At 46.0% G+C, this 25,722-nt stretch carries 26 protein-coding genes; 18 read left to right on the forward strand and 8 right to left on the reverse strand.

Annotation, left to right across the window (positions count from 1 at the left end):
- Positions 1-104 precede the first annotated feature (104 nt).
- Positions 105-272 (reverse strand): YjfB family protein, encoded by a 168-nt coding sequence (locus ACFVP7_RS07205; protein ID WP_015252312.1) that lies wholly within the window; start codon positions 270-272, stop codon positions 105-107.
- Positions 273-398: 126 nt separating this feature from the next.
- Here ACFVP7_RS07205 and ACFVP7_RS07210 point away from each other — a divergent pair, with 126 nt between their 5' ends.
- On the forward strand, positions 399-1,298 hold the full coding sequence (locus ACFVP7_RS07210) for a DUF2268 domain-containing protein (protein WP_338733312.1): 900 nt from the start codon (positions 399-401) through the stop codon (positions 1,296-1,298).
- A 9-nt stretch (positions 1,299-1,307) separates the two neighbouring features.
- Here the strand turns inward: ACFVP7_RS07210 and ACFVP7_RS07215 are convergent, their stop codons facing one another.
- Both ACFVP7_RS07215 and ACFVP7_RS07220 read right to left on the reverse strand, forming a co-directional pair.
- The gene (locus tag ACFVP7_RS07215) at positions 1,308-1,706 is read right to left on the reverse strand and encodes a DUF2809 domain-containing protein (protein WP_086344587.1); all 399 of its coding nucleotides are present in this window, start codon (positions 1,704-1,706) and stop codon (positions 1,308-1,310) included.
- 100 nt (positions 1,707-1,806) lie between these two features.
- Positions 1,807-2,382, reverse strand: a complete 576-nt coding sequence (locus ACFVP7_RS07220) for a YjgB family protein (RefSeq protein WP_086343720.1) — start codon at positions 2,380-2,382, stop codon at positions 1,807-1,809.
- Positions 2,383-2,527: 145 nt separating this feature from the next.
- Here ACFVP7_RS07220 and fdhF point away from each other — a divergent pair, with 145 nt between their 5' ends.
- The 4 genes from fdhF (at position 2,528) to ACFVP7_RS07240 (ending at position 7,581) form a co-directional block, all read left to right on the forward strand.
- Complete coding sequence (gene fdhF, locus ACFVP7_RS07225) at positions 2,528-5,485, forward strand: formate dehydrogenase subunit alpha (protein ID WP_336805032.1); 2,958 nt, start codon at positions 2,528-2,530, stop codon at positions 5,483-5,485.
- Positions 5,478-6,038, forward strand: coding sequence for a DUF1641 domain-containing protein (locus ACFVP7_RS07230; RefSeq protein ID WP_015715709.1), 561 nt, complete (start codon positions 5,478-5,480; stop codon positions 6,036-6,038). The genes fdhF and ACFVP7_RS07230 overlap by 8 nt, the downstream gene beginning before the upstream one ends.
- A gap of 196 nt (positions 6,039-6,234) precedes the next feature.
- Entirely contained in the window at positions 6,235-6,876 is a 642-nt protein-coding gene (locus ACFVP7_RS07235; RefSeq protein ID WP_003244850.1) for a DUF4352 domain-containing protein, read from the forward strand.
- Between the two features lie 78 nt (positions 6,877-6,954).
- Positions 6,955-7,581, forward strand: a complete 627-nt coding sequence (locus ACFVP7_RS07240) for an NUDIX hydrolase (RefSeq protein WP_163131044.1) — start codon at positions 6,955-6,957, stop codon at positions 7,579-7,581.
- 30 nt (positions 7,582-7,611) lie between these two features.
- Here the strand turns inward: ACFVP7_RS07240 and ACFVP7_RS07245 are convergent, their stop codons facing one another.
- Positions 7,612-7,890, reverse strand: coding sequence for a hypothetical protein (locus ACFVP7_RS07245; RefSeq protein ID WP_003232791.1), 279 nt, complete (start codon positions 7,888-7,890; stop codon positions 7,612-7,614).
- Between the two features lie 387 nt (positions 7,891-8,277).
- Between ACFVP7_RS07245 and yjiB the strand changes: the two genes are divergently transcribed.
- Positions 8,278-9,468 (forward strand): monooxygenase YjiB, encoded by a 1,191-nt coding sequence (gene yjiB / locus ACFVP7_RS07250; RefSeq protein ID WP_338733328.1) that lies wholly within the window; start codon positions 8,278-8,280, stop codon positions 9,466-9,468.
- A 22-nt stretch (positions 9,469-9,490) separates the two neighbouring features.
- On the forward strand, positions 9,491-10,669 hold the full coding sequence (locus tag ACFVP7_RS07255; RefSeq protein WP_038828749.1) for a glycosyltransferase: 1,179 nt from the start codon (positions 9,491-9,493) through the stop codon (positions 10,667-10,669).
- Positions 10,670-10,709: 40 nt separating this feature from the next.
- Here the strand turns inward: ACFVP7_RS07255 and ACFVP7_RS07260 are convergent, their stop codons facing one another.
- Positions 10,710-10,898, reverse strand: a complete 189-nt coding sequence (locus ACFVP7_RS07260; protein WP_003232781.1) for a hypothetical protein — start codon at positions 10,896-10,898, stop codon at positions 10,710-10,712.
- A 173-nt stretch (positions 10,899-11,071) separates the two neighbouring features.
- Between ACFVP7_RS07260 and ACFVP7_RS07265 the strand changes: the two genes are divergently transcribed.
- The gene (locus tag ACFVP7_RS07265) at positions 11,072-11,884 is read left to right on the forward strand and encodes a uroporphyrinogen-III synthase (protein ID WP_338733332.1); all 813 of its coding nucleotides are present in this window, start codon (positions 11,072-11,074) and stop codon (positions 11,882-11,884) included.
- 45 nt (positions 11,885-11,929) lie between these two features.
- On the opposite strand, the gene ACFVP7_RS07270 is transcribed toward ACFVP7_RS07265, so the two are convergent.
- The 3 genes from ACFVP7_RS07270 to ACFVP7_RS07280 all read right to left on the reverse strand — a co-directional run bounded on the left by ACFVP7_RS07270 (position 11,930) and on the right by ACFVP7_RS07280 (position 14,528).
- Positions 11,930-12,682 (reverse strand): ABC transporter permease, encoded by a 753-nt coding sequence (locus tag ACFVP7_RS07270; RefSeq protein WP_003232776.1) that lies wholly within the window; start codon positions 12,680-12,682, stop codon positions 11,930-11,932.
- Positions 12,682-13,434 carry an ATP-binding cassette domain-containing protein gene (locus ACFVP7_RS07275; RefSeq protein ID WP_338733335.1) on the reverse strand — a complete coding sequence of 251 codons (753 nt, stop codon included), beginning with the start codon at positions 13,432-13,434 and terminating at the stop codon, positions 12,682-12,684. The genes ACFVP7_RS07270 and ACFVP7_RS07275 overlap by 1 nt, the downstream gene beginning before the upstream one ends.
- A 119-nt stretch (positions 13,435-13,553) precedes the next feature.
- Positions 13,554-14,528, reverse strand: coding sequence for a multidrug resistance efflux transporter family protein (locus tag ACFVP7_RS07280; protein ID WP_020425117.1), 975 nt, complete (start codon positions 14,526-14,528; stop codon positions 13,554-13,556).
- Positions 14,529-14,659: 131 nt separating this feature from the next.
- On the opposite strand from ACFVP7_RS07280, the gene ACFVP7_RS07285 reads away from it, so the two are divergent.
- The 10 genes from ACFVP7_RS07285 (at position 14,660) to ACFVP7_RS07330 (ending at position 25,648) form a co-directional block, all read left to right on the forward strand.
- Complete coding sequence (locus ACFVP7_RS07285; protein WP_327826628.1) at positions 14,660-15,157, forward strand: cupin domain-containing protein; 498 nt, start codon at positions 14,660-14,662, stop codon at positions 15,155-15,157.
- 388 nt (positions 15,158-15,545) lie between these two features.
- A complete protein-coding gene (locus ACFVP7_RS07290) occupies positions 15,546-15,968 on the forward strand; it encodes a DUF1641 domain-containing protein (RefSeq protein ID WP_003220510.1) in 423 nt (140 codons plus the stop codon).
- 39 nt (positions 15,969-16,007) lie between these two features.
- Positions 16,008-17,186 carry an NAD(P)/FAD-dependent oxidoreductase gene (locus ACFVP7_RS07295; RefSeq protein WP_003232765.1) on the forward strand — a complete coding sequence of 393 codons (1,179 nt, stop codon included), beginning with the start codon at positions 16,008-16,010 and terminating at the stop codon, positions 17,184-17,186.
- A gap of 197 nt (positions 17,187-17,383) precedes the next feature.
- On the forward strand, positions 17,384-18,805 hold the full coding sequence (gene uxaC, locus ACFVP7_RS07300) for a glucuronate isomerase (protein WP_338733340.1): 1,422 nt from the start codon (positions 17,384-17,386) through the stop codon (positions 18,803-18,805).
- A gap of 67 nt (positions 18,806-18,872) precedes the next feature.
- On the forward strand, positions 18,873-20,252 hold the full coding sequence (locus tag ACFVP7_RS07305) for an MFS transporter (protein ID WP_042974227.1): 1,380 nt from the start codon (positions 18,873-18,875) through the stop codon (positions 20,250-20,252).
- A 104-nt stretch (positions 20,253-20,356) separates the two neighbouring features.
- The gene (gene allD / locus ACFVP7_RS07310; protein WP_338733341.1) at positions 20,357-21,370 is read left to right on the forward strand and encodes an ureidoglycolate dehydrogenase; all 1,014 of its coding nucleotides are present in this window, start codon (positions 20,357-20,359) and stop codon (positions 21,368-21,370) included.
- Between the two features lie 5 nt (positions 21,371-21,375).
- Positions 21,376-22,395, forward strand: a complete 1,020-nt coding sequence (locus ACFVP7_RS07315; RefSeq protein WP_338733343.1) for a zinc-binding alcohol dehydrogenase family protein — start codon at positions 21,376-21,378, stop codon at positions 22,393-22,395.
- A 24-nt stretch (positions 22,396-22,419) separates the two neighbouring features.
- Positions 22,420-23,499 (forward strand): mannonate dehydratase, encoded by a 1,080-nt coding sequence (uxuA, locus tag ACFVP7_RS07320; RefSeq protein WP_038828737.1) that lies wholly within the window; start codon positions 22,420-22,422, stop codon positions 23,497-23,499.
- On the forward strand, positions 23,496-24,332 hold the full coding sequence (locus ACFVP7_RS07325) for an SDR family oxidoreductase (protein ID WP_283857283.1): 837 nt from the start codon (positions 23,496-23,498) through the stop codon (positions 24,330-24,332). Before uxuA ends, ACFVP7_RS07325 begins: the two co-directional genes overlap by 4 nt.
- Positions 24,333-24,379: 47 nt before the next feature.
- On the forward strand, positions 24,380-25,648 hold the full coding sequence (locus ACFVP7_RS07330; protein WP_021479487.1) for an MFS transporter: 1,269 nt from the start codon (positions 24,380-24,382) through the stop codon (positions 25,646-25,648).
- Positions 25,649-25,722: the final 74 nt, after the last annotated feature.

Raw genomic sequence — 25,722 nt, forward strand, 5'->3', positions numbered from 1 at the left:
GCAAACAATAAATCATACGGAGGAACAATCAAAACATGCATGCTTTTTTGTGAACAATAAAGGCGGCCGGGAGGATGGAGTTCTTGGCCGCCTTTGATGTGAGATTAAACTTTTACATCAATGGTTTGTCCGAGAGTCGGATGCTGAATCATCTTTAAGGTTTGATCGGCATTTTGCTGGGCGGTATCCAGCATTTTTTTCGTTAAAGCGATATTAACATTCTGGGCAAGGGATGCTTGATGCATTGCAACCGATAAAGCAGGAATATCCATCGTTCCACCTCCTATGCCTTACCTATCGGCGGCTTTGTATCATTTTACAGTGAAAAATGGCTTAATTTTCGCTGTTGACCCCTACGCTGCGGCATATCGTATGTTTTTGACAAGGAGGGAATCAGGATGAATCTTGTCATGGAAAAGACCTTTGAGCAATACGAAAAGCTGTTTTCAATGGAAGAACAGAAAAGAGAAGATGAATTTCGGTATACGATGATGAGGCCGTTTGAAAAGATGTGGACCGCCATCCATGTTCCGCTGAAAACGAAGGAGCCAAACGGCTATGATGTGATCATGGCTGCGAAAATGCTGGGCTATTTGGATGTCCGTGATGTTGAAATCGGACAGAAAGCACTGCGAATACTGAAAGAATCACATGTTTCAGAGACTGCGGAATCTGCACTTCGGCAATGCATATTTTTTGATGAGCGCGAACAGCTGCGGGTGAATGCAAAGGAGATCAAATTCGGCCTTTATATCGCTGATCCAAATAAGCTTCAGCTGCAAAAAGGCTACTGCGGGTTTGGCGGGATACCGGGCTTTATTCATGTATGGCTTGATCCGAACCGTTATAACCTGCCAAGGATTCCTTCCATTATTGCTCATGAGTTTCATCATAATGTGCGGTTTTCGTATATAGATTTTCATCATGGCTCTGTAAGTGTCGGGGATTATCTTGTGATTGAAGGATTGGCGGAATCATTCGCCAGAGAGCTGTTTGGTACGGAACGATTGGGCCCTTGGGTAACTCGTTTTGATCATGAGGATTTGCAATATTCCATTGATGTGATTAATGAGGTGCTGGATGTGAAAGGATTTTCGGAAGTCAGCCGTTATATGTTTGGTGATCCAGTTGCTAACGACCAAGGCTTTAAGCCTGCAGGTTTATCGGCTTTTGCGGGTTATGCAGTTGGCTATCATGCCGTTCAGTCATTTATGAATCAACATCATATCACGATAAGCGAGGCCACGCGTTTGGATGCGAAGACCATTCTTTCTCAGTGCGGATTGTTTTCCAAATGAAAAAAAGCGTCACATACAGCGGCGCTTTTTGATTCCCAAAACCAGCAGTTCTATGGCGGCACAGGCGGCAATTCCGATTGTATATGCTTCGATATCGCTCCATAAAAAACCGTACCCCAGTACAAGTCCGCCAAGAGAAGTATCCCTAATCTGATCGATCCATTCGGCATGATAGAGCTGGCTGAATTCAATGACAAAACAGAAAGAAAGACTGATAATGCCCGTTATCATTGTCTTCAGCTTCCGAAATAGAAATCCGCATCCCGTAAAGATCATGGCGGCCCACAACGAGTCCCCAAGATAAGTATTGAGGGTATCAGGAAGAACCCTGGAGTATGCTCTGGATCCAAGCCCCAGCCCAATGATCAGTAAGGTGAAAACTGCATATATCCAACGATTTCGCTTCATTGCGAATTGATACCCCGTCTCTGCTTCATCTCCCTGTATTGTAAGGAATATAGCTTTTATTTGTCCACTAAAAAAGCGGCTGAATAGCCGCGTAGGGTGTTTATTTTGCTTTTAGGTTTACATGGTCGGCTGTCTGATCCGTGCCTATTACAAAATGGAGTTCATAGCGACCTGTATCATATACATAATCGATTTCATCGGTAAACGGGACGGTTAACACCCGATTTGCTGGCCCTAATTGCTTCTGCAGCACTTCCGGCGTAACTCCGCCTAAATTCAGCTGCCGTTCCACACCGGTTCCAAAGTAGCGGATTTCTGAAATTGTCATGTCTTTATGATAGGAAAATCCGTAGCCCGGCTGTCCCATATTCCAGTGATATAAATCAAATCGATTGTCTCCCCCGACTGGTCTTTCCGGTTCCCCAAACGCAGCGTGGACATCCCCTTTTGTGCTTTTGTTAATGGTAAGGCCTTGCGCCTGCTGAGGCATTTCCCCTTTGTAGGCGGTGTTGTAAAGGTTTTTGACGAGCTCAGTGGCTGATTGGTTTGTATTTTCATAGAGTGTATTTGTTTGAGCTGCGGCCTTTGCCGGTGCTGAAAAGGACGCAGCCCCAAAGCCGGTAAAACAGCTTGTTACTGCTGCCGCAGCGGTAATAGCAGACATTGTCTTTTTCATGTTAATCCCTCCTTTTTTATCTACCATCCCGTTTCCCGGTGTTAGTGCAATAAAACATGTGAGTGCGCTTTGTATGTTTTATTGAGTTGTTGTAAGGGAACTGAAATAGGTAATTCGGTATATAAAGCAAGAAAGGGGAATGGAGATGCCTGGCAAGAAAAAAATCACAATAAACGGCGTTGAAATGGAAGCGTCCGAGGAACAGACGGTGCTGCAGCTTTTGAATAACAGCTCGATTGAAGTGCCGCAAGTTTGCTATCATCCAAGCTTAGGACCGATTGAGACATGTGATACGTGCATCGTCAGCATCAATGGTGAGCTGAAGAGGTCGTGCTCCGCTGAATTAAAGGATGGGGATATCATTGATACGCTCTCACCTGACGTGAAAAAAGCGCAGGTCATCGGGATGGACAAGATTTTATATAATCATGAGCTTTATTGTACAGTTTGCGATTACAACAATGGGGGATGCGAAATACATAATACGGTGAAGGAAATGAAAATCAATCACCAAAGCATTCCGTTTGATCACAAGCCATACCATAAGGATGAATCCCATCCGTTTTATCGGTATGATCCAGATCAATGTATTTTGTGCGGACGCTGTGTTGAGGCATGCCAGGACGTTCAGGTAACTGAAACGCTGACCATTGACTGGGAGCGGAAACGCCCGCGCGTCATTTGGGATAACGACGTGCCGATCAATGAGTCGTCATGTGTGTCATGCGGCCATTGTTCAACGGTCTGTCCGTGCAACGCGATGATGGAAAAAGGAATGGAAGGGGAAGCCGGATATTTAACAGGCATCAATAACGAAACGCTGCGACCGATGATCGAGATCACGAAAGGCGTAGAGACAGGCTACGGATCGATTCTCGCGATTTCTGATATGGAATCTGCTATGCGCGATGAACGAATCAAAAAAACGAAAACCGTCTGCACGTATTGCGGCGTCGGCTGCAGCTTTGATGTCTGGACAAAGGGCAGAGACATTCTGAAAGTAGAGCCGCAGGAGGAAGCGCCAGCCAACGGCATTTCTACTTGTGTGAAAGGCAAGTTCGGCTGGGATTTCGTTAACAGCGAAGAACGCCTGACAAAGCCGCTGATCCGTGAAGGTGACCATTTTCGTGAAGCAGAGTGGGAGGAGGCGTTATCGCTGATCGCCAGCAAGTTCACGGAATTAAAAGAGGCGTTTGGCCCGGATTCTCTCGCTTTTATTACATCTTCTAAATGTACAAATGAAGAATCCTATCTTATGCAAAAGCTGGCCAGAGGGGTCATTGGCACAAATAATGTGGACAACTGCTCTCGCTATTGCCAATCTCCTGCGACTGCCGGCCTGTTCCGGACAGTCGGCTATGGCGGTGATTCAGGATCAATTACAGATATCGCGCAAGCGGACCTTGTTTTGATTATCGGTTCGAACACGTCTGAGTCGCATCCAGTCTTATCCACTCGCATTAAACGGGCTCATAAGCTAAGAGGGCAGAAAGTGATCGTCGCGGATATCAGAAAACACGAAATGGCAGAACGCTCCGATTTATTTGTCCAGCCGCGTGCCGGATCGGATATCGTATGGCTGAATGCGATCGCCAAATATTTAATAGAAAACGGCAAGGCCGATGAACGATTTTTGAGAGAAAGAGTGAACGGACGAAATGAATATGTAAAAAGCCTCGCGCCGTACACACTTGAATATGCTGAGGAGAAAACCGGGATTGATCGAGAAACCCTTATCCAAATGGCAGAGATGATCGGGCAAGCTGACAGTGTGTGCGCCTTGTGGGCGATGGGCGTGACACAGCACATTGGAGGAAGCGACACGAGCACGGCGATCTCTAACCTGCTGCTTGTGACAGGAAACTACGGAAAACCGGGAGCAGGTTCTTACCCATTGCGCGGCCATAATAACGTGCAGGGAGCAAGTGACTTCGGAAGCATGCCTGACAGAATGCCGGGCTATGAAAAAGTGACGGACGAACAAGTCCGCCAAAAATACGAGCGGGCGTGGGGCGTGCCGCTGCCGAAGGAGCCGGGTATGACCAACCACGAAATGATTGAAAAAATCCATTCCGGACAGCTGAAAGCCATGTATGTAAAAGGTGAAGAAATGGGCCTGGTGGATTCCAATATCAATCATGTACACGCCGCATATGAAAAGCTTGATTTCTTTGTGGTGCAGGACATTTTCCTTTCACGTACAGCGGAGTTTGCTGATGTGGTTCTTCCTGCGAGCCCAAGCCTTGAAAAAGAAGGAACCTTTACAAACACAGAACGCCGGATTCAGCGTTTGTATCAAGTGTTTGAACCACTGGGCGAATCAAAGCCGGATTGGCAGATTATTATGGAGGTTGCCAATAAGCTTGGCGCCGACTGGCACTATAAGCATCCTGCAGACATTATGGAAGAAGCAGCCAAGCTGTCGCCGATTTATGCCGGTGTCACCTATGAACGTCTTGAGGGCTATAATTCCCTGCAATGGCCTGTAAACGCTGATGGAAAGGATTCGCCTTTACTCTTTACAGAGCGCTTCCCTTTCCCGGACGGCAAGGCCATTCTCTACCCTGTCCAGTGGACAGAGCCTGAGGAATTCGGTGAGGAATATGATATCCATGTCAACAATGGGCGGCTCTTGGAGCATTTCCACGAAGGGAATCTGACTTACAAATCAAAAGGGATTTCGGAGAAAACACCGGAAGTGTTCTTAGAAATTTCTCCTGAGCTTGCGGCAGAACGAGGGATTCAGGACGGAACCCTCGTCAGACTCACATCGCCTTTCGGAAATGTCAAAGTGAAGTGCCTGATTACTGATCGAGTCAAAGGGAAGGAAGTATATCTGCCAATGAACGATTCAGGGGAAGCGGCGATCAACCTGTTAACAGGCAGCCATGCCGATAAGGATACCGATACGCCTGCTTACAAAGAAACATCGGCCAAGATGGAAATTTTGAAGCACGACGGAATCAGCCCGCTGCCTAAGATCAACCACCGCAACGGCAATCCGCAGCCGCAAATCGGTGTGCAGGTTCAAAAGAAATGGGCGCGGAAGGATTATATTTTCCCTGGTGACGCCGTGAAAAGGGGGATGGGACATAATGGCTAAAGCGATTAAACAAATTCAGAAAATCGAGGTAACCGAGGAGGATCAGCGAAAGCGTGATTTGCGGGAAATTGAAGATGCTCTAGTTGATCACAAAGAAGCGATTCTCGAAACATTGCATATGCTGGGCCATATGAACGAGCGCGGGGTCCTGCCGTTGCTCCGCGGCCTTTTTGGCCAAGGGGATAAAGTTCTTGATATCCTGGTGAAAAAGGCAGATACAGAGGAAACAGCCAATACGCTGAAAAATCTGCTTCTTCTGTTTGGGACACTCGGCATGCTGGACGTGAAGCAGCTGGAGCCTCTCATTTTGAAAGTGAATGCGGGTGTGGCAAGCGCTGTAGAGCAGAAAAACAGCGAAGAAAAGACAGGTTATTTTGATATTATCCGCTCGCTAAAAGACCCGGAAATCAACAAATCAATTACACTGCTCTTTTCCTTTTTAAAAGGAATGGGACAAGATACAAAGGAGCTGGAACGCACGACGCAGCCTCCGGAACACCAAAAACATCATCAGGAACCTCGAGAGAAAAGGGGAATGAATAAGCGAGATTGACCTCCCACCCGAGCGGCTTCAGCCAGCTCGGGTTTTTTGATGAAAAGGTCTAATGGACTAGTAAAAAATATTCAAATACTAGGAAGAAGTAAGATTGTGATGAATGAGATAGAAATAATCGTTACTTTCTTACCTGTTAAGAAAAGGAAAAATCTGATTATAATAGAAATCGATTACTTTAGATGGGGGAACAATCATGAAAAAAGTCTTATTACTATTATTTGTCTTGACGATCGGGTTAGCGCTTTCTGCGTGCAGCCAATCGAGCGATGCGTCAGAGAAGGAAAAACCGAAAGAGAAAAAATCGCAAGAAGAGCTTGAAAAGGAACTTGATAAGGAATTGAAAAAAGGCGGTGAGCCGAAGACCAAAAAAGATGATCAAATACATAAAATAGGAGAAACATTTAAAGCAGGACATACGAATTTTACAGTGAATAAAGTTGATAGAGTGCAAAAAGGTGAATATATGAATGTTGGCGGAGCTGTAAATGAGGAGACAAAAACAATAAAAGATGATGAGGAACGGCTTATTATAGAAGTTACGATGGAAAATATAGGGGAAGATTCAATAAGCTACAATTTTATCGGGTTTGATTTAAGAGATAAGAATGATCAATCAGTGCGGCCTGTTTTTTCTATAGAAGAGAAGGGCAGAATCCTTATGGGAGGAACACTAGTATCGGGGAAAAAGGTTACAGGTGTACTCAGTTATGTCATCCCTAAAGGAGAACAGAAACATTACACACTGGTATATAATCCGTTTTTAGCTGATACAAATAGCAGTAATACAGAAGAGAGAGTAAAGGACGATATTGATTACTTGGTGAAGTTAGATTAGAAGCTAATTTACAGTTGCACGTTTTTCATCTGTGGAAAACGTGCATTTTTTATAGCGAAACTTGACTTGAAAGGATGAGTGATAAAAGTGCAAACCAAATGGCTGGAACGGGCACAGCGGATTCGGGCGATCGCCCAGGCGGGGCTTGCTTTTTCCAAGGATGTGTACGACAGGGAGAGGTACGAAGAGCTAATGAAGCTTAGCGCGGAAATGATGGCGGATTACTCACAGACGGACATTGAAGTTATCACTGATTTATGGAAAAGGGAGAGCGGCTATCCGACACCGAAAGCGGATGTTCGCGGCGCTGTATTCAGAGAGAATCAGATTTTGCTTGTCCGGGAGAAGCATGATGAGCTGTGGTCGCTGCCGGGCGGATTTTGCGAGATTGGTTTATCGCCGGCTGAAAACGTTGTCAAGGAAATCAAAGAAGAGTCGGGGTACGATACAGAGCCGTCTCGATTGCTGGCCGTGCTAGACAGCCATAAACACTCTCATCCCCCTCAGCCTTATCACTATTATAAAATCTTCATCGCATGCAGCATGACGGGCGGGCAGGGGGAAACAGGGATCGAGACGAATCATGCCGCTTTTTTTCCGGAAGACAGACTCCCGCCGCTCTCTCCAAAACGAAACACACCCTCACAGCTTAGCATGCTGTTTGACTTTTTGCGCCATCCGGACAAGAAAACGATATTTGACTAAAAAAGAAAGAGCCAATGGGCTCTTTCTTTTTTATAATGTAATGTGTTTTTCGTTGGCGAGTTTCAGAAGGGTCAAAATAGAATCGGCTTGTTTATGGCCGAGTTTTTGCTTTAATTTGTTTTCTTCAACTAATCGGCTCCCATAAATTTTGACAGAGGCTTTGTCGACGACAGTATGCCAGTTTTCCTGTTTTTTTCCCTCAACAAGCGGTTTTTCATGTCTCTCAGAAAAAGAGAACACAAACAGTACGAATGCAAGTGAAAGTAGGATGCCGACAACTTGTTTTTTGTAATCAGTCTGTGCTGCCACGTTGTTCTCTCCTTCACCTTTTACCTTCTATTTAATCATAGAATCAGCTTATTTTACATAATGGGAAAGTCATTTTTGGAGTTAGTGCATTTGGTTGAAAACAGAGACGTTTTTTGAGCGGAGCGGTGCAATTGAATCCATATTGGATTTGCGTGCTTATGCCTAAGGTCACGTTGTGAGCCAAAACAGCAGTGCAGAATAGAAAAAAATTGAAAGATTATGGTAAGATGAACGAAATTCGAGGGGGAATATATGATGCCTGCATCGAACATCGTGATCGCCTGCCTGCTGTTATCAATTTAATTATTTGTGGTAGTCCCTCTCTTTTTCGAAAGCGGGAGGTGAAGTGGAACATTCATTGCTGAATTTTTTAAGGGAGTGACCATAATGAGTGTGTTAAACCGCCGGCAAGCTTTGCAGCGAGCGCTGCTCAATGGGAAAAACAAACAGGATGCGTATCATCCGTTTCCATGGTACGAATCGATGAGAAAGGATGCGCCTGTTTCCTTTGATGAAGAAAACCAAGTGTGGAGCGTTTTTCTTTATGATGATGTCAAAAAAGTTGTTGGGGATAAAGAGCTGTTTTCCAGTTACATGCCGCAGCAGACAAGCTCTATTGGAAATTCCATTATTAACATGGACCCGCCGAAGCATACAAAAATCCGTTCAGTCGTGAATAAAGCCTTCACTCCGCGCGTGATGAAGCAATGGGGACCGAGAATTCAAGAAATCACAGATGAACTGATTCAAAAATTTCAGGGGCGCAGTGAGTTTGACCTTGTTCACGATTTTTCATACCCGCTTCCGGTTATTGTGATATCTGAGCTACTGGGAGTGCCTTCAGCGCATATGGATCAGTTTAAAGCATGGTCTGATCTTCTGGTCAGCACACCGAAGGATAAAAGTGAAGAAGCTGAAAAAGCCTTTTTGGAAGAACGAGATAAGTGTGAGGAAGAACTGGCTGCGTTTTTTGCCGGCATCATAGAAGAAAAGCGAAACAAACCGGCACAGGATATTATTTCTATTTTAGTGGAAGCGGAAGAAACAGGCGAGAAGCTGTCCGGTGAAGAGCTGATTCCGTTTTGCACGCTGCTGCTGGTGGCCGGAAATGAAACCACTACAAACCTGATTTCAAATGCGATGTACAGCATATTAGAAACGCCAGGCGTTTACGAGGAACTGCGCAGCCATCCTGAACTGATGCCTCAGGCAGTGGAGGAAGCCCTGCGTTTCAGAGCGCCCGCCCCGGTTTTGAGGCGCATTGCCAAGCGGGATACGGAGATCGGGGGGCACCTGATTAAAGAAGGTGATATGATTTTGGCGTTTGTGGCATCGGCAAATCGTGATGAAGCGAAGTTTGACAGGCCGCACATGTTTGATATCCACCGCCATCCCAATCCGCATATTGCGTTTGGCCATGGCATCCATTTTTGCCTTGGGGCTCCGCTTGCCCGTCTTGAAGCAAATATCGCGTTAACGTCTTTGATTTCTGCTTTTCCTCATATGGAGTGCGTCAGTATCACTCCGATTGAAAACAGTGTGATATACGGATTAAAGAGCTTCCGTGTGAAAATGTAATAGATAAGGAGACTGGAGATTCATGAAAAAGTACCATATTTCGATGATCAATATCCCGGCGTACGGACATGTCAATCCTACGCTTGCTTTAGTAGAGAAGCTTTGTGAGAAAGGGCACCGTGTCACGTACGCGACGACTGAGGAGTTTGCGCCCGCTGTTCAGCAAGCCGGTGGAGAAGCATTGCTCTATCATACATCCTTGAATATTGATCCTAAGCAAATCAGGGAGATGATGGAAAAGAATGACGCGCCCCTCAGCCTTTTGAAAGAATCACTCAGCATTCTGCCGCAGCTTGAGGAGTTATATAAGGATGATCAGCCTGATCTGATCATCTATGACTTTGTTGCGCTGGCTGGTAAATTGTTTGCTGAAAAGCTTAATGTTCCGGTCATTAAGCTCTGTTCGTCATATGCCCAAAATGAATCCTTTCAGTTAGGAAATGAAGACATGCTGAAAAAAATAAGAGAAGCAGAGGCTGAATTTAAAGCCTACTTGGAGCAAGAGAAGTTGCCGGCTGTTTCATTTGAACAATTAGCTGTGCCGGAAGCATTAAATATTGTCTTTATGCCGAAGTCTTTTCAGATTCAGCATGAGACGTTCGATGACCGTTTCTGTTTTGTCGGCCCCTCTCTCGGAGAACGGAAGGAGAAAGAAAGCCTGTTGATTGACAAGGATGATCGCCCGCTTATGCTGATTTCTTTGGGTACGGCGTTTAACGCATGGCCGGAATTTTACAAGATGTGCATCAAGGCATTTCGGGATTCTTCATGGCAAGTGATCATGTCGGTTGGGAAAACGATTGATCCAGAAAGCTTGGAGGATATTCCTGCTAACTTTACCATTCGCCAAAGTGTGCCGCAGCTTGAGGTGTTAGAGAAAGCTGATTTGTTCATCTCTCATGGCGGGATGAACAGTACGATGGAAGCGATGAACGCAGGTGTGCCGCTTGTCGTCATTCCGCAAATGTATGAGCAAGAGCTCACTGCAAATCGGGTTGATGAATTAGGCCTTGGCGTTTATTTGCCGAAAGAGGAAGTGACTGTTTCCAGCCTGCAGGAAGCGGTTCAGGCTGTATCCAGTGATCAAGAGCTGCTCAGCCGCGTCAAGAATATGCAAAAGGATGTAAAAGAAGCTGGCGGAGCGGAGCGTGCGGCAGCTGAGATTGAAGCGTTTATGAAAAAATCCGCTGTCCCGCAGTAAAAACATAAAAACCGAAATCAATTTGATTTCGGTTTTCTGTTTAAATATTTTTTTTCATCCCGCATCTCCGGCATTCTCTAAGAAATTTTCCGCCTTTTACAGAGCTTTTGAACAGTGTGTAATCACAGTTGTCGCAGCGCCCGCTGCGGGCGTCCGGATATTCATTGAATTCGTAAACAATCGATGTATCGTAGCCTTTTGTTTCATATTCTTCTTTTTTTGTTTCCATGTCGATCCTCCGTTACAAGACGTGTCTGCTGTTTATCTTACAGCAAGCTTCCGGCGTATTCAATGGATTTTAGGAGGTTGGGTTTATCTTGATTTCTCCCTTGGTTTGCGCCAAAATAGCTTTATTAAGCTTATATACATAAAAAGCCTATGCAAAGAGGAGAGGAAACGGGTATGGGAAAAGGGTTACTTGGAAAACGCGTGGCAATCGGTGGCTCACGAAAAACGGAAGAAATTAGTACAATCATTGAAAAACAGGGCGGAATACCTGTCATCCGGCCTCTCCAAGGTACAGTTTACTTAGCAGAGAAGCAGGTGGAGCCGGATTTGCGGACGTTTGCGGAAGAAAAAGCTGACTGGGTCATTTTCACGACAGGCATCGGGTTGGAGACTCTTGTCGATATGGCAGAGAAAATTGGACTGAAAGATGAGTTTCTGCAGGCCATTCGCCAAGCGAAAGCGGCATGCCGGGGATACAAAACGCTGTCTGCGTTGAAAAAGCTTGGGGTCACACCGGAAGCTTCGGATGAAGACGGGACAACAAGAGGCTTAATTCGTTCCTTGGAGCCTCACGACTTTTCAGGAAAAACAGTCATGGTACAGCTTCATGGCGAAAAAGCGCCGGCTCTCATGGCATTTCTTGAAGAAAAAGGCGCGTCTGTCCTGCCGATTCTGCCTTATCAGCACATCCCGCCGGAGGAGGAAACGGTGGAGCGGTTATGCCGAGAGCTGATGAACGGTGAGGTCGATGCCGTTTGTTTTACAACGGCCATTCAGGTTCGTTCCCTGTTTGATTTTGCTAAGGGGCGAGGTTATATCAATGAAGTGAAGAAGGTATTCGAAGAACGCGCCATCGCAGCTGCTGTCGGAAAAGTGACTGCTGAAGCACTGCGGGAAGAGGGCATTACGAGACTGCTTACGCCAGAGATTGAGCGGATGGGTGCAATGATTGTTGAGCTGGCCAAGTATTATGAAGAAAAGGAATAACAAGTACAAAAAGCCGCTTTTCCCTCGGAAAGCGGCTTTTGTCTGTCATTCATTCTGCTTCAGCTGCTGATGAACGGTGAATAATGATGGGTATGTCAGCACGCTTAAGATTACACAAGTCAGCGCGGCTGAGGCCATCGTTGTAAACACGATTAAGAGTTGAAAGCGTACTGCCTGAATCGGGTCCGCGCCGGCTAGAATCTGGCCAGTCATCATGCCGGGAAGCTGGACAAGACCCAGTGTTTTCTGGCTTTCGAGCGTCGGGATCATACTCATTTTCATCGCTGAAGTAAGAATGCGCTGTATGGATTGCTTCGGTGTGCCGCCAAGTGACAATATTAATTGAATTTCTTCTTTGCGAACGCCGACTTCTGAGTTGAGCCGGTTTAGAAACAAACTTGAGAGCACCATCGAATTTCCAATGACCATCCCGCTGATCGGAATGACATATCGTGCCGTAAGCGGAATGATATGAAGAGACAGCAGAATTCCCTGCGTCACAATTTCTACGATTGCTAACGCGGCAAACACCCTCCAAAACGAACCGATAGTATTTTTCTTTCGCTTGATGACGTTTTGCGCCGCCACCGCGAGCATTAACAGCACCATCAGCAGGATAAAAACAGGGTGGTCTCCGCGAAAAATCAGCGACAAAACATAACCGATGATAAGCAGCTGCACCGCGGCCCGGATGGTGGCGATGATCATGTCTTTTTCTACACCGGCTTTAAAGGATTTTGATAAAAACAAGGCGATCAAAACAAAGATCATCGTTAAAGAGAGAGAAAGGTAATCCATTACCGAGTGCCTCCCTTCAAAAATTCTTTCGCTGCTTCATGCTGCGGAGCGGAGAAAAATGTTTCGGTTTCAGCGATTTCAAGCAGCCGGCCATCTGCCATAAACCAAATGGTATCGGCTACTCGTTTTGCCTGCTCCATATTATGAGTGACCCACATGACTGTCCATTTTTTCTCTTGATGCTGACGTTTGATCAGTTCTTCAATCTCAAGAGCAGAAACCGGGTCCAAGGCCGATGTGATTTCGTCCAACAATAGAATGGAGAAAGGATTTGAGAGCGTTCTGGCCAGTGACAGTCTTTGCCGCTGCCCGCCCGATAAGTCTCTGGCGCTTCTGTCTAACAACTCTGGCGGCAGCCCTGCAAGAGAAGCCAGCTTTTCAGGAGAGTACAGCTGGGATTGATGCAGCCTTTGTACAAGACTTAAATTGTCACGCACTGTCCCGTCGAGCACGGGAGCCGATTGAAACGCGAGGGCTGCCGTTCGCCTCAGCTCATTGACATTCCATTCTCTGACTTCCTTTCCGTATATGTTGACTTCGCCGCTGTCAGGCGTTCTCATTAAATTACACATAGAAAGGAGGGTGCTTTTGCCTGAGCCGGAAGGACCTAAAACGGCTACGATTGCGCCCTGTTGAATGTCTCCGGTGACATCCTGCAGCACATCATAGGTTTGTCCATCTTGTTTATAGCTTTTTCTGACTGATCTGAAGGAGATGGCTGGTATGTTTTGTGTTTGATCGTTTGCTTCCATTACAATAATCACCTTTCAATATAAGTAGGCTGACATTATATTTAACTATAACGTGAAACAGATTCCTTTTGGTAGCACAAATAAAGGAGAACAGGCTTTCACCCATTCTCCTGCAGATGCTACGCAGTCAGATTTGACTGTGCTTTCTTTTTCGGTTTTCTCGGCTGTGAAGCGAAGGTATGTAACATCATCCCCGCTATTATAATGAACAAACCGGCAAATGATAAAAGAGATGGGAAAACGCCTGACAGCAGAACAATTTCACCAAGCAGCGCGAAAATCACTTCACCGGATTGAGTGGCTTCAACAGCTGCGAGTTTTTGCGGATTGTCTCTTACCATATCAGTGGCCCAGAAAAATAAAACCGTCGCAATGATGCCTGAGCTGACGGCAACGATAAAGGATTGAACGGTTTGACTTGCTGTTGGAAGGCCATCTGACCACCAGCCGTAAGCTGCTAATATAAGCCAGAATGGAAGGCTTGCCAATGTCATTCCAAGCACGCGCTGAAATGTATCAAGCCGGCCTCCGTATTCTTCGAGCATTCTCCTGTTTCCTAACGGATAGGCAAAAGCCGCAATGACAACCGGCAGCACACTGAAAAGCAGCATCCTCCCAGAAAGCGATTCTGCATGCTGAAGCTGAATCAGAGCCGCTCCAATCAGGATGATCATGGAAGTGCCAAGTGAAACCAGGGGAATCTTTTGGCGAACGAGCTGCGGACCGCCCGGCATATCTTGTTTGACATAAAACAAAGGAGATAAGAGCACCCCGGCTACTATTGTAATTTGCCAGGTTCCGGCTATGAGCCACCCCGGACCGTATGCAGCCGCAAATGTAATCGGCGCGTAAAAAAGCACGAAGCCGACGAAGCTCCATTTGATCCAATAAAACGGCTTTTTCCTCATCTCTAGTAAGAGAGGCGTGAATGTCCCTCTCATGATGACAATCAAACATAAAAACGGCACCATAAAAATAAAGCGCAGCGAAGAGCTCCAAAGCCAGCTGCCTCCTGATAACTCCATCGCTCTGTTTAATATAAAGGTAACGGCGAAAAAGAGTGAAGCCAATATTCCGATAACGATAGCTTTCATGATATCCCTCATTCTGGCATTATTTTTTTATACTATACTATTCGGTATCATGCAGATCAATGGAATCATGAGAAAAACATCATGTTTTGCGAACCGCAATGTGTGGAAGACAAAAAAGGGAGGTGAAATTGATGGAAAGAGAGACACAGACATACTTATTTTCGGATGACGGCAGGATTCCGAATCACCCTGATTTTCCGCTCGTGGTGTATCAAAACGCGCTTAAGGACACCGGACTGGCAGAGCGGATCGTCACCCGGCATGGCTGGTCAAACAGCTGGTCAGGGAGTGTTTTTCCATACCATCATTATCACAGCAATACGCATGAAGTCCTGATTGCCCTTAGGGGAGAAGCTGTGATTCAGTTTGGGGGAGAAAAAGGGGCTGCCATCCCTTTCAAATCAGGCGACGCAGTCGTGATTCCAGCCGGAGTCGGACATAAAAAGCTCAGCTCAAGCCCCGATTTTACTGTCCTTGGCGCCTATCCCGGAGGCGTTCAGTATGATATGAAGACGGGGAAGCCGAATGAGCGGGAGGAAGCGGTCAAACAGATTAAGCAGGCGGCGTTGCCGGCGAATGATCCGATCACAGGAAAAAGAGAGCCTCTATTGGAAATATGGGTAAAGTGAAGGGGAGAAATTGCTGGATTGTCAATAACTAGTGCCGCAGAAACGTTATGACATGAGCTCCATATAAATTAATTTCATAATCGAAGCAATTCACGTTCAAATTTTGTTCAAAAAGTGTTATCATATAGAAGGTAATCGAATTGGAGTTTTTTGTGTTTGCTATTTTCAGAGAGAGTAAAGGATTTTGACTTATTCAATTGTTTATTTTTAGATAAAAATAATACTGAATATGGCAAGATGAAAAACTGGGTAGTAAACATTTATTTTTGTAAATGATTGTGCACGAATTCACAATCCTTATTCTTATGCCTTAAAAGCGTGAGACAGGGAGAGGCACTACCCTTTCCAAAAAAATCAGCAAACTGCTTATAGTAAAGGAGAATTGGATATGCCAGAAACAATCGATCAAACAAATGCGTCTGTCAGCCAAAGCCAGCAAGATCTTATTGATCAGCTATTAAAGCCAGAAGTTCAAGAATCATTGACTGTTTTAGTTGACCAGCTTCCGAAGCTGACTGAGTTAGTGAATATTTTAACGAAGTCTTATGATTTCGCTCAGTCTGTAGCGACTGACGAAGTGTTAAAGAGCGACACAGTCGGTGCGATCACTGAAATTCTCGAGCCTGTAAAAGAAACAGCGAAAGAAGTAGCTGCGACTGCGATTGAAGCAAAAGACCGCGCGGAAGCAAGCAACGAAACAATTGGACTCTTCGGCCTTCTTCGCATGCTGAAAGATCCTCAAGCTCAAAAGCTGTTCCGTTTTGCTAACAGCTACCTTGAAGTCATGAACGAACGCGAAAACCAAAAATAATCTCAGATTCAAATTGATATAAAGGACGGAGGATATACGATGTCAAAACATATTGTCATTCTAGGCGCTGGTTATGGCGGAGTTCTTTCTGCTCTAACAGTTCGCAAACATTACACAAAAGAACAAGCACGCGTGACAGTGGTAAACAAATACCCTACTCACCAAATCATTACGGAATTACACCGCCTTGCTGCAGGCAACGTTTCTGAAAAAGCGGTTGCAATGCCATTAGAAAAACTTTTCAAAGGCAAAGACATTGATCTTAAAATTGCGGAAGTAAGCTCTTTCTCTGTTGATAAAAAAGAAGTTGCGCTTGCTGACGGTTCTACATTAACTTACGATGCGCTTGTTGTAGGTCTTGGTTCTGTAACGGCTTACTTCGGCATCCCAGGTCTTGAAGAAAACAGCATGGTATTGAAATCTGCTGCTGATGCGAACAAAGTCTTCCAACATGTTGAAGATCGTGTGCGCGAGTACTCTAAAACGAAAAACGAAGCAGATGCAACAATCCTTATCGGCGGCGGCGGCTTAACAGGTGTTGAGCTTGTTGGTGAGCTTGCTGACATCATGCCGAACCTTGCGAAAAAATACGGCGTAGACCATAAAGAAATCAAATTGAAACTTGTTGAAGCAGGTCCGAAAATCCTTCCTGTTCTTCCGGATGATCTTATCGAGCGTGCGACTGCAAGCCTTGAAAAACGCGGCGTTGAGTTCTTAACAGGTCTTCCTGTTACAAATGTAGAAGGAAACGTAATTGATCTGAAAGACGGATCTAAAGTTGTTGCCAACACATTTGTTTGGACTGGCGGCGTACAAGGTAACCCATTAGTCGGTGAATCAGGTCTAGAAGTGAACCGCGGACGCGCGACTGTAAACGACTTCCTGCAATCTACATCTCATGAAGATGTATTCGTTGCTGGAGACAGCGCCGTTTACTTCGGACCAGACGGCCGTCCATACCCGCCAACTGCACAAATCGCATGGCAAATGGGTGAGCTGATCGGTTACAACCTATTCGCTTACCTGGAAGGCAAAACGCTTGAAACATTCAAGCCAGTAAACTCTGGTACACTTGCAAGCCTTGGACGCAAAGACGCGGTTGCCATCATTGGTGCAAATTCTACACCGCTTAAAGGTCTTCCTGCTTCCTTGATGAAAGAAGCAAGTAACGTACGCTACTTAACACACATTAAAGGACTTTTCAGCCTGGCTTACTAATCCTTTTTATGAATTTGACATTGCCAAAAGCGTTCCTTTCCGGGTGCTTTCTGGCAATGTCTTTTTTTGTTTATATGCTAACGTTAACATTTCATTTTCAAAAAAGAGATTGATCCCAGAGGAATATAAAGGTAAAATAGATACAAATCAAAATGTTAACGTTAACATTTTGAAATAGAATGAAAGACGGTGAGGACATGGAACCCTTCATGGGCGAAAACTTTTTATTGAAAAATGAAACCGCTGTCAGACTCTATCACAATTATGCGAAAGACATGCCAATTATTGATTACCACTGCCACTTAAGTCCGAAAGAAATCTATGAAAATAAGACATTTCAAAACATCACGGAAGCCTGGCTGTATGGTGACCATTATAAATGGCGCATTATGAGAGCCAATGGAATTGAGGAGACATACATTACCGGAGATGCGCCTGATGAGGAGAAATTTATCGCTTGGGCGAAAACCGTGCCGATGGCGATCGGCAACCCGCTCTACAACTGGACTCACTTAGAATTGCAGCGTTTTTTTGGCATTTACGAGATTTTAAACGAGAAGTCCGGACCGGCTATATGGAAACGGACAAATGAACTGCTCAAAGGGGAAGGCTTCGGGGCAAGGGATTTAATCGTGAAATCAAATGTAAAGGTTGTGTGCACCACGGATGACCCTGTCGACTCTCTTGAATACCACCTATTATTAAAAGAAGACAAAGACTTTCCTGTCAGCGTGCTGCCTGGATTTCGGCCGGATAAAGGACTTGAGATCAATCGTGAAGGCTTTCCTGAGTGGGTGCAGGCGCTTGAAGATGCCGCCGCCATATCCATTGCAACCTATGATGAGTTTTTAAAGGCTTTGGAAAAACGAGTGCGATTCTTCCACTCAGCCGGCGGCAGAGTTTCTGATCACGCGATAGATTCAATGGTATTTGCCGAAACAACAAAAGAAGAAGCTGGACGGATTTTTTCTGACAGATTACAAGGAACAGAGGTTTCTTATGAAGATGAGAAGAAATTTAAGACATATACGCTTCAGTTTCTTTGCGGTTTGTATGCGGAGCTCGATTGGGCGATGCAGTTTCATATCAACGCTTTAAGAAACACAAATACAAAAATGATGAAAAGGCTCGGACCTGATACAGGCTATGATTCAATGAACGATGAAGAAGTTGCCAAGCCTTTATACAAGCTGCTGAACTCAGTTGAGATGAAGAACCAGCTGCCGAAAACGATTTTATATTCACTGAATCCAAATGATAACTATGTCATCGCCAGCATGATCAACAGTTTTCAGGACGGTATTACCCCGGGAAAAATACAATTCGGCACAGCCTGGTGGTTTAACGATACTAAAGACGGGATGCTCGACCAAATGAAAGCGTTATCAAATGTTGGCCTTTTCAGCCGTTTTATCGGCATGCTCACCGATTCCAGAAGCTTTCTTTCGTATACGCGCCACGAATATTTCAGGCGGATCGTCTGCAATTTGATTGGAGAATGGGTGGAAAACGGCGAAGTGCCGCGCGATATGGAACTTCTGGGAAGCATCGTTCAGGGGATTTGCTATGACAATGCGAAACACTACTTTCAATTTCAAGAAGAGAAAGCAAACGTGTAACAAAGTATCCGCTCAGTATCGCTGAGCGGACCACTATCCGAAAATTCTTAAGGCACAGAGGTGGAACATGCGAACTGAACTGGCAAATAAGGTTGTGTCGGTCGAAACGGAAAAAAGGCTTTCATTGAAAGAGAAAATGTCCTATGGTTTTGGTGATTTTGGCAATGGTTTTATGTTTGATCTCGGCCAGATTTATTTATTGAAGTATTTCACTGATGTAGCGGGAATCCCCGCTGCGATGGCCGGCGGCATTTTTTTAGTCAGTAAGCTGTTTGCGGCGATAACAGATCCAATTGTCGGCTCATCAATCGATTATCGCAAAAATATCGGCAAACGGGGGAAATTCAGGCCTTATCTATTAATCGGCAGCATCGTGCTTGCGGTGCTTACTGTTCTTATTTTTCTGTCTCCCAATGTATCAACGACCGGAAAACTGATTTATGCATATGCATCCTATATGATTTGGGGCATCGGCTATTCGTTTGTGAATATTCCGTACGGCTCATTAGGGGCAGCGATGACTCAAAATTCTGAGGACCGGACCTCCATTTCGACGTTCCGCCAAATCGGATCACTTGGCGCCTTGTTTATCACAAGTGTTGCCGTGATGCCGCTGCTCATCAAGTTTGATAATCCGAAGGTCGGCTACCCGGTGGTCATGGGCTTGTTCGCCGCACTCGGTGTGCTTTGGTTTTATATTTGCTACCGCAACTGCAAAGAGCGCATTGTCATATCGGAAGCACCCAAAGAAAAATTAACACTCTCATCTGTCGTCAAAACATTTATTACAAATAAACCGCTGTTAACCCTTGTCCTGATGACGATTTTTTCAATTTCCGCATACAACATTAAATCCGCCATGCTCGTCTATTTCGCACAATATAACCTGGGCAATGTTGAATTAATGGCTTATATGAACTTTATAATTATCGGTTCTTCCTTTTTGGGCGTCGTATTCCTTCCAAAGCTCGTCAAGATGTTTGGAAAGAAACGAACGGCAATGATCGGCTTCGGCATCAGTGTGGCCGCGGATCTGATCAACTTTATGCTTCCATCTAACGTTTATGTGTTTACAATTCTCGCCAGTATCGCCTTTATTGGAATCAGTATCCCAAATGGCATCACGTGGGCTCTTGTCTCCGATATTATCGACTATGGCGAATGGAAATCCGGTGAACGGAAGGAAGCAACGACATATTCACTTTTCAATTTCTCCAGAAAGCTTGCTCAATCTTTGTCTGGCTTTCTCTCGGGGATCGGTTTGGGGATTATCGGCTATGTTCCGAATGCAGTCCAGACAGCACAGGCGCTGATTGGCATCAAAGCGCTGCTTCTTCTGTATCCGGCCATTGCTTTGGCATTAGCGATGATCATTATCGGCTTTCTTTATAAACTCACAGACCAGCAGCATGCTCAGATCGTTCAGGATCTTCATCAAAAGTACTGACAATATAATATAAAGAATATTTAAAATAATTTGTAAATAAAATGTGTTTGTAGGGGTTTCGCTAGGGGAGTGCCCAAAAAACTGAAAAGGAAGGAGGCACTTGTTTGAAAACGATAACAATTGCAGCTGAAGAAGCAAAGGGACTCGTTCGGCAAAAGCTGGCCGGTGCCGGTTTGAATGAACAAGATGCTGAAAAAGTAGCAGATGTTCTCGTGCACGCTGATTTGCGCAATGTACATTCGCATGGCGTGCTGCGCACAGAACACTATGTGAACAGGCTTTTAGCGGGAGGGATCAATCCTGGGGCACAGCCTGTTTTTAAAGAAACGGGGCCTGTGACCGGGGTGCTTGACGGAGACGATGGTTTCGGTCATGTGAATTGCGACATGGCGATGGACCATGCAATTGACATGGCGAAGAAAAAAGGAGTCGGCATGGTCACGGCCGTAAATAGCAGCCATTGCGGAGCGCTAAGCTATTTTGTGCAAAAAGCGGCTGACGAAAAGCTGCTCGGAATGGCAATGACGCATACAGACAGTATCGTTGTCCCGTTTGGGGGGAGGACTCCTTTTTTAGGGACAAATCCGATTGCTTACGGTGTTCCGGCTAAGCATAAAAAACCGTTTATCTTAGATATGGCGACATCCAAAGTGGCTTTTGGGAAGATTCTGCAGGCCCGTGAAGAGGGCAAAGAAATTCCTGAAGGATGGGGAGTCGATGAAAACGGAGAAGCAGTAACTGATCCTGACAAGGTCGTCTCACTTTCAACATTCGGCGGCCCGAAAGGCTATGGACTATCGATTGTAGTGGATGTGTTTTCCGGATTGCTCGCGGGCGCGGCTTTTGGCCCTCATATTGCCAAAATGTACAGCGGCCTTGATCGAAAAAGAAAGCTGGGGCATTACGTTTGTGCGATTAATCCAGCCTTTTTTACTGACTGGGATACGTTTTTAGAGCAGATGGATGCCATGATCGATGAACTGCAGCAATCACCGCCGGCTGTTGGATTCGAAAGAGTGTATGTGCCCGGCGAGATCGAGCAGCTGCATGAAGAAAGAAATAAGGAAAAAGGAATTTCTATCGTCCGGAGCGTGTATGAATTCTTAAAAAGCAGGTGAGAAAAATGAAAGCGGTTCAAGTGCGAAAAGCGTATGATCTGGTGACAGCGGTGGTGAAGAAGCCAGTTCTTTCAAAGGATGATGAAGTGCTCGTGAAAGTCAAGCGAGTCGGTATTTGCGGTTCAGACATGCACATTTATCATGGAACGAATCCGCTTGCTACCCTCCCGAGAGTCATCGGACACGAGGTAACGGGACAAGTGGAGGCAGTTGGTGCGAAAGTACAGAGCCTAAAACCCGGTGATCATGTGGTAATTGAGCCGATTTCTTATTGCGGATCGTGCTATGCCTGCCGCAAAGGGCGGCCAAATGTTTGCGCCAAGCTTTCTGTATTTGGCGTACATGAGGACGGAGGCATGCGGGAATATATTGTGCTTCCGGAAAGGCAGCTTCACGCGGTCTCAAAGGACTTGCCTTGGGAGGAAGCAGTCATGGCCGAGCCTTATACGATAGGCGCCCAGGCAGTGTGGAGAGGCCAGGTGGAAAAAGGTGATACCGTCCTGATCCAGGGAGCGGGGCCCATTGGGATCTGTGTGTTAAAAATGGCAAAGCTGGCGGGCGCTGCTGTCATGATGACTGACTTGAACAACGAGCGGCTGTTATTTGCGAAAGAAAACGGCGCCGATGCTGTTGTAAATGTCCAAGCAGAACATGTTGCCGAGCGGGTCCTTGAATGGACTAGGAATGAAGGAGCAAACGTGGTCATTGATGCTGTTTGCCTGCCGGAGACATTTGCACTTTCAATTGAGGCCGTGTCACCGGCGGGACATGTGGTTGTGCTTGGATTCGATGAAAGAGCGGCTCAGGTTTCTCAGCTGCCGATTACAAAAAAAGAAGTCACGATAACCGGATCGCGATTGCAGACCAATCAGTTTCCAAAAGTGGTAGAGCTTTTGAATAGAGGCCGGTTAGTGCATAACGGACTGGTGACCCATACATTTTCAGTTGATGACGTTCATCATGCATTTCAGTTTATTAAGGAGCATCCAGATCAGGTGCGGAAAGCCGTCATCACGTTTGATTAAATGACTGAATCCGGAGGTGCGAGCATGAATATGACATTCCGATGGTATGGACGAGGCAACGATACAGTCACACTTGAACACGTGAAGCAAATTCCCGGAGTCAAAGGCATCGTTTGGGCTCTCCATCAAAAGCCTGTCGGCGACGTGTGGGAAAAAGAAGAAATCAGAGCCGAGACCGAATATATTCAATCCTATGGTTTTCATGCTGAAGTTGTAGAAAGCGTGAATGTTCACGAAGCAATTAAACTTGGGAACGAAGAACGCAGCCGGTATATTGAAAACTACAAGCAAACGATCCGCAACCTTGCCGGATTTGGCGTGAAAGTGATCTGCTATAATTTTATGCCGGTTTTTGACTGGACACGCACGGACATGTTCCGGCCGCTAGAAGATGGATCGACCGCTCTGTTTTTTGAAAAGGCCAAGGTGGAAAGCCTTGATCCTCAAGAGCTGATTCGGACGGTGGAGGATGCATCTGACATGACACTGCCGGGGTGGGAGCCCGAAAAATTGGCTCGGATCAAAGAGCTTTTTGCTGCCTACAGAACGGTCGATGAAGAAAAGCTATGGGACAATTTATCATTCTTTTTGCAGGAAATTCTTCCTGTTGCTGAGGCCTATGGTGTTCAAATGGCCATTCATCCGGATGACCCGCCGTGGCCGATTTTCGGACTGCCGCGCATTATCACAGGAGAGGCAAGTTATAAGAAACTGCGGGCGATATCAGATTCACCGTCTAATTGTATCACCCTTTGTACAGGTTCAATGGGAGCCAATCCCGCTAACGACATGGTGGAGATCGCTAAAACGTATGCCGGCATCGCTCCATTTTCACATATTCGCAATGTGAAAATTTATGAGAATGGTGATTTTATTGAAACATCTCATTTAACAAAGGATGGTTCAATCAACATTCAAGGCGTGATGGAAGAACTGCATAAGCAGGATTACGAAGGATATGTCAGACCGGATCATGGGCGCCATCTTTGGGGCGAGCAATGCCGCCCGGGATATGGCTTATACGATCGGGCACTTGGCATCATGTATTTGAACGGGCTGTGGGACGCCTATGAAGCAATGGCAAAAAAAGAGGTGGACGTATGATCCCGCTGCATGAGAACCTGGCTGGTAAAACGGCTGTCATCACTGGCGGCAGCGGCGTGCTTTGCTCTGCGATGGCACGGGAGCTAGCCCGTCATGGCATGAAGGTGGCGATATTGAATCGGACGGCTGAAAAAGGCCAAGCGGTCGTGAAGGAGATAACGGCGGCTGGCGGCACAGCGTGCGCTGTTGCTGCGGATGTGCTGGACAGGATGTCACTGGAGCGGGCAAAGGAAGACATCCTTGGCCAATTTGGCGCTGTTGATCTGTTAATTAACGGGGCTGGCGGCAATCATCCTGCCGCGATAACCGATGTGGAGACATATGAAGAAGCGGGAGAAGGCCAATCCTTTTTTGATATGGATGAGAGGGGCTTTCTAACTGTATTCTCCACCAACTTCACCGGTGCCTTTCTGGCCTCGCAAGTGTTTGGTAAAGAACTGCTGAAGGCACATTCACCCGCGATTATCAATCTTTCTTCGATGAGTGCTTATTCACCTATGACGAAGGTTCCGGCATACAGTGCCGCGAAAGCATCCATCAATAATTTTACGATGTGGATGGCTGTTCATTTTGCCGAAACCGGGCTGCGGGTCAATGCGATTGCCCCAGGCTTCTTTCTGACAAAACAAAATCATGATCTGCTGATCAACCAAGACGGAACGTTCACCAGCCGATCTCACAAAATTATTGCGGGAACACCGATGAAGCGCTTCGGAAAACCCGAGGATTTGCTCGGTACGCTTCTTTGGCTGGCGGATGAATCCTATTCCGGTTTTGTCACTGGGATCACCGTTCCTGTCGATGGAGGATTTATGGCTTATTCAGGTGTGTAACGAAAGCGATGCAACAGAAACTGAACCAACATAGGGGTGAGGTTGAGATGTTTTCAAAAGATAAGCTTCCCGTTATCCTTTTTTTGTTCCTGGCAGGGGTGATTAATTACCTGGATCGCTCGGCGCTTTCCATTGCAGCTCCTTTTATTCAGGATGATCTCACATTGTCTGCAACGCAAATGGGCTTGATTTTCAGCAGTTTTTCGATTGGTTATGCGATTTTTAACTTTCTTGGGGGCGTGGCATCCGACCGCTATGGGGCAAAGCTGACCTTGTTTGTCGCGATGGTTGTTTGGTCGCTGTTTAGCGGAGCAGTCGCCCTCGCTTTTGGCTTTGTCAGCCTGCTGATTATACGCATTCTCTTCGGAATGGGAGAAGGCCCGCTTTCGGCGACCATCAACAAAATGGTGAACAACTGGTTCCCGCCGACCCAGCGGGCGTCTGTTATCGGTGTAACCAACAGCGGTACGCCGCTCGGGGGAGCCATTTCCGGCCCGATAGTCGGCATGATCGCAGTGGCGTTCAGCTGGAAGGTATCCTTCGTTCTCATTATGATTATTGGATTGATATGGGCAGTGCTCTGGTTCAAGTTTGTCAAAGAAAAGCCGCAAGAGACGATGAAGGAAGCACCGGCAATAAAAGCAGAAACGTCTCCCGGAGAAAAAATTCCGCTCACCTTTTACCTGAAGCAAAAAACGGTCCTGTTCACGGCGTTCGCTTTTTTCGCTTACAACTACATCCTCTTCTTCTTTTTGACGTGGTTTCCGAGCTATCTTGTCGACGAACGGGGATTAAGTGTTGAATCGATGAGTGTCATTACGGTCATCCCGTGGATTTTAGGCTTTATCGGGCTGGCTGCGGGGGGATTTGTTTCTGACTATGTGTACAAAAAAACGGCCCGAAAAGGTGTGCTGTTCTCGCGCAAGGTTGTGCTTGTCACGTGTTTGTTTTCATCAGCTGTCCTGATTGGTTTTGCCGGGCTTGTGGCAACGACTGCAGGGGCTGTCACTCTTGTCGCTCTGTCAGTCTTCTTTCTTTATTTGACCGGTGCTATCTATTGGGCTGTCATTCAAGATGTGGTTGATCAAAACAATGTCGGTTCTGTTGGCGGCTTCATGCATTTCCTCGCCAACACGGCAGGAATTATCGGCCCGGCTTTAACCGGATTTATTGTTGACCAAACAGGCACGTTTTCTGGAGCATTTTTGCTTGCCGGAGGGCTGGCTGTCTTCGCTTCACTTGCTGTGATTCGTTTTGTCCGTCCAATCATTGGCAAGCCAGCGGGAACAGAAGCTGAGAATCCTGTGTCTTATTAATCTGGAAATATAGTGGGAGAGGCGGTATGTTTGATGATACAATATACAGTAAATAATCGCAGCCGGTATGATAA

The sequence above is a fragment of the Bacillus sp. SG20033 genome, from assembly GCF_044570195.1.
Classification (GTDB): Bacteria; Bacillota; Bacilli; order Bacillales; family Bacillaceae; genus Bacillus; species Bacillus subtilis.

What these genes read in the sequence shown, in the direction of transcription:
- ACFVP7_RS07205 (WP_015252312.1), bottom strand. Translation starts at nt 272, where the DNA reads ATGGATATTCCTGCTTTATCGGTTGCAATGCATCAAGCATCCCTTGCC.
- ACFVP7_RS07210 (WP_338733312.1), top strand. Translation starts at nt 399, where the DNA reads ATGAATCTTGTCATGGAAAAGACCTTTGAGCAATACGAAAAGCTGTTT.
- ACFVP7_RS07215 (WP_086344587.1), bottom strand. Translation starts at nt 1,706, where the DNA reads ATGAAGCGAAATCGTTGGATATATGCAGTTTTCACCTTACTGATCATT.
- ACFVP7_RS07220 (WP_086343720.1), bottom strand. Translation starts at nt 2,382, where the DNA reads ATGAAAAAGACAATGTCTGCTATTACCGCTGCGGCAGCAGTAACAAGC.
- fdhF (WP_336805032.1), top strand. Translation starts at nt 2,528, where the DNA reads ATGCCTGGCAAGAAAAAAATCACAATAAACGGCGTTGAAATGGAAGCG.
- ACFVP7_RS07230 (WP_015715709.1), top strand. Translation starts at nt 5,478, where the DNA reads ATGGCTAAAGCGATTAAACAAATTCAGAAAATCGAGGTAACCGAGGAG.
- ACFVP7_RS07235 (WP_003244850.1), top strand. Translation starts at nt 6,235, where the DNA reads ATGAAAAAAGTCTTATTACTATTATTTGTCTTGACGATCGGGTTAGCG.
- yjiB (WP_338733328.1), top strand. Translation starts at nt 8,278, where the DNA reads ATGAGTGTGTTAAACCGCCGGCAAGCTTTGCAGCGAGCGCTGCTCAAT.
- ACFVP7_RS07255 (WP_038828749.1), top strand. Translation starts at nt 9,491, where the DNA reads ATGAAAAAGTACCATATTTCGATGATCAATATCCCGGCGTACGGACAT.
- ACFVP7_RS07260 (WP_003232781.1), bottom strand. Translation starts at nt 10,898, where the DNA reads ATGGAAACAAAAAAAGAAGAATATGAAACAAAAGGCTACGATACATCG.
- ACFVP7_RS07265 (WP_338733332.1), top strand. Translation starts at nt 11,072, where the DNA reads ATGGGAAAAGGGTTACTTGGAAAACGCGTGGCAATCGGTGGCTCACGA.
- ACFVP7_RS07270 (WP_003232776.1), bottom strand. Translation starts at nt 12,682, where the DNA reads ATGGATTACCTTTCTCTCTCTTTAACGATGATCTTTGTTTTGATCGCC.
- ACFVP7_RS07275 (WP_338733335.1), bottom strand. Translation starts at nt 13,434, where the DNA reads ATGGAAGCAAACGATCAAACACAAAACATACCAGCCATCTCCTTCAGA.
- ACFVP7_RS07280 (WP_020425117.1), bottom strand. Translation starts at nt 14,528, where the DNA reads ATGAAAGCTATCGTTATCGGAATATTGGCTTCACTCTTTTTCGCCGTT.
- ACFVP7_RS07285 (WP_327826628.1), top strand. Translation starts at nt 14,660, where the DNA reads ATGGAAAGAGAGACACAGACATACTTATTTTCGGATGACGGCAGGATT.
- ACFVP7_RS07290 (WP_003220510.1), top strand. Translation starts at nt 15,546, where the DNA reads ATGCCAGAAACAATCGATCAAACAAATGCGTCTGTCAGCCAAAGCCAG.
- ACFVP7_RS07295 (WP_003232765.1), top strand. Translation starts at nt 16,008, where the DNA reads ATGTCAAAACATATTGTCATTCTAGGCGCTGGTTATGGCGGAGTTCTT.
- uxaC (WP_338733340.1), top strand. Translation starts at nt 17,384, where the DNA reads ATGGAACCCTTCATGGGCGAAAACTTTTTATTGAAAAATGAAACCGCT.
- ACFVP7_RS07305 (WP_042974227.1), top strand. Translation starts at nt 18,873, where the DNA reads ATGCGAACTGAACTGGCAAATAAGGTTGTGTCGGTCGAAACGGAAAAA.
- ACFVP7_RS07315 (WP_338733343.1), top strand. Translation starts at nt 21,376, where the DNA reads ATGAAAGCGGTTCAAGTGCGAAAAGCGTATGATCTGGTGACAGCGGTG.
- uxuA (WP_038828737.1), top strand. Translation starts at nt 22,420, where the DNA reads ATGAATATGACATTCCGATGGTATGGACGAGGCAACGATACAGTCACA.
- ACFVP7_RS07325 (WP_283857283.1), top strand. Translation starts at nt 23,496, where the DNA reads ATGATCCCGCTGCATGAGAACCTGGCTGGTAAAACGGCTGTCATCACT.
- ACFVP7_RS07330 (WP_021479487.1), top strand. Translation starts at nt 24,380, where the DNA reads ATGTTTTCAAAAGATAAGCTTCCCGTTATCCTTTTTTTGTTCCTGGCA.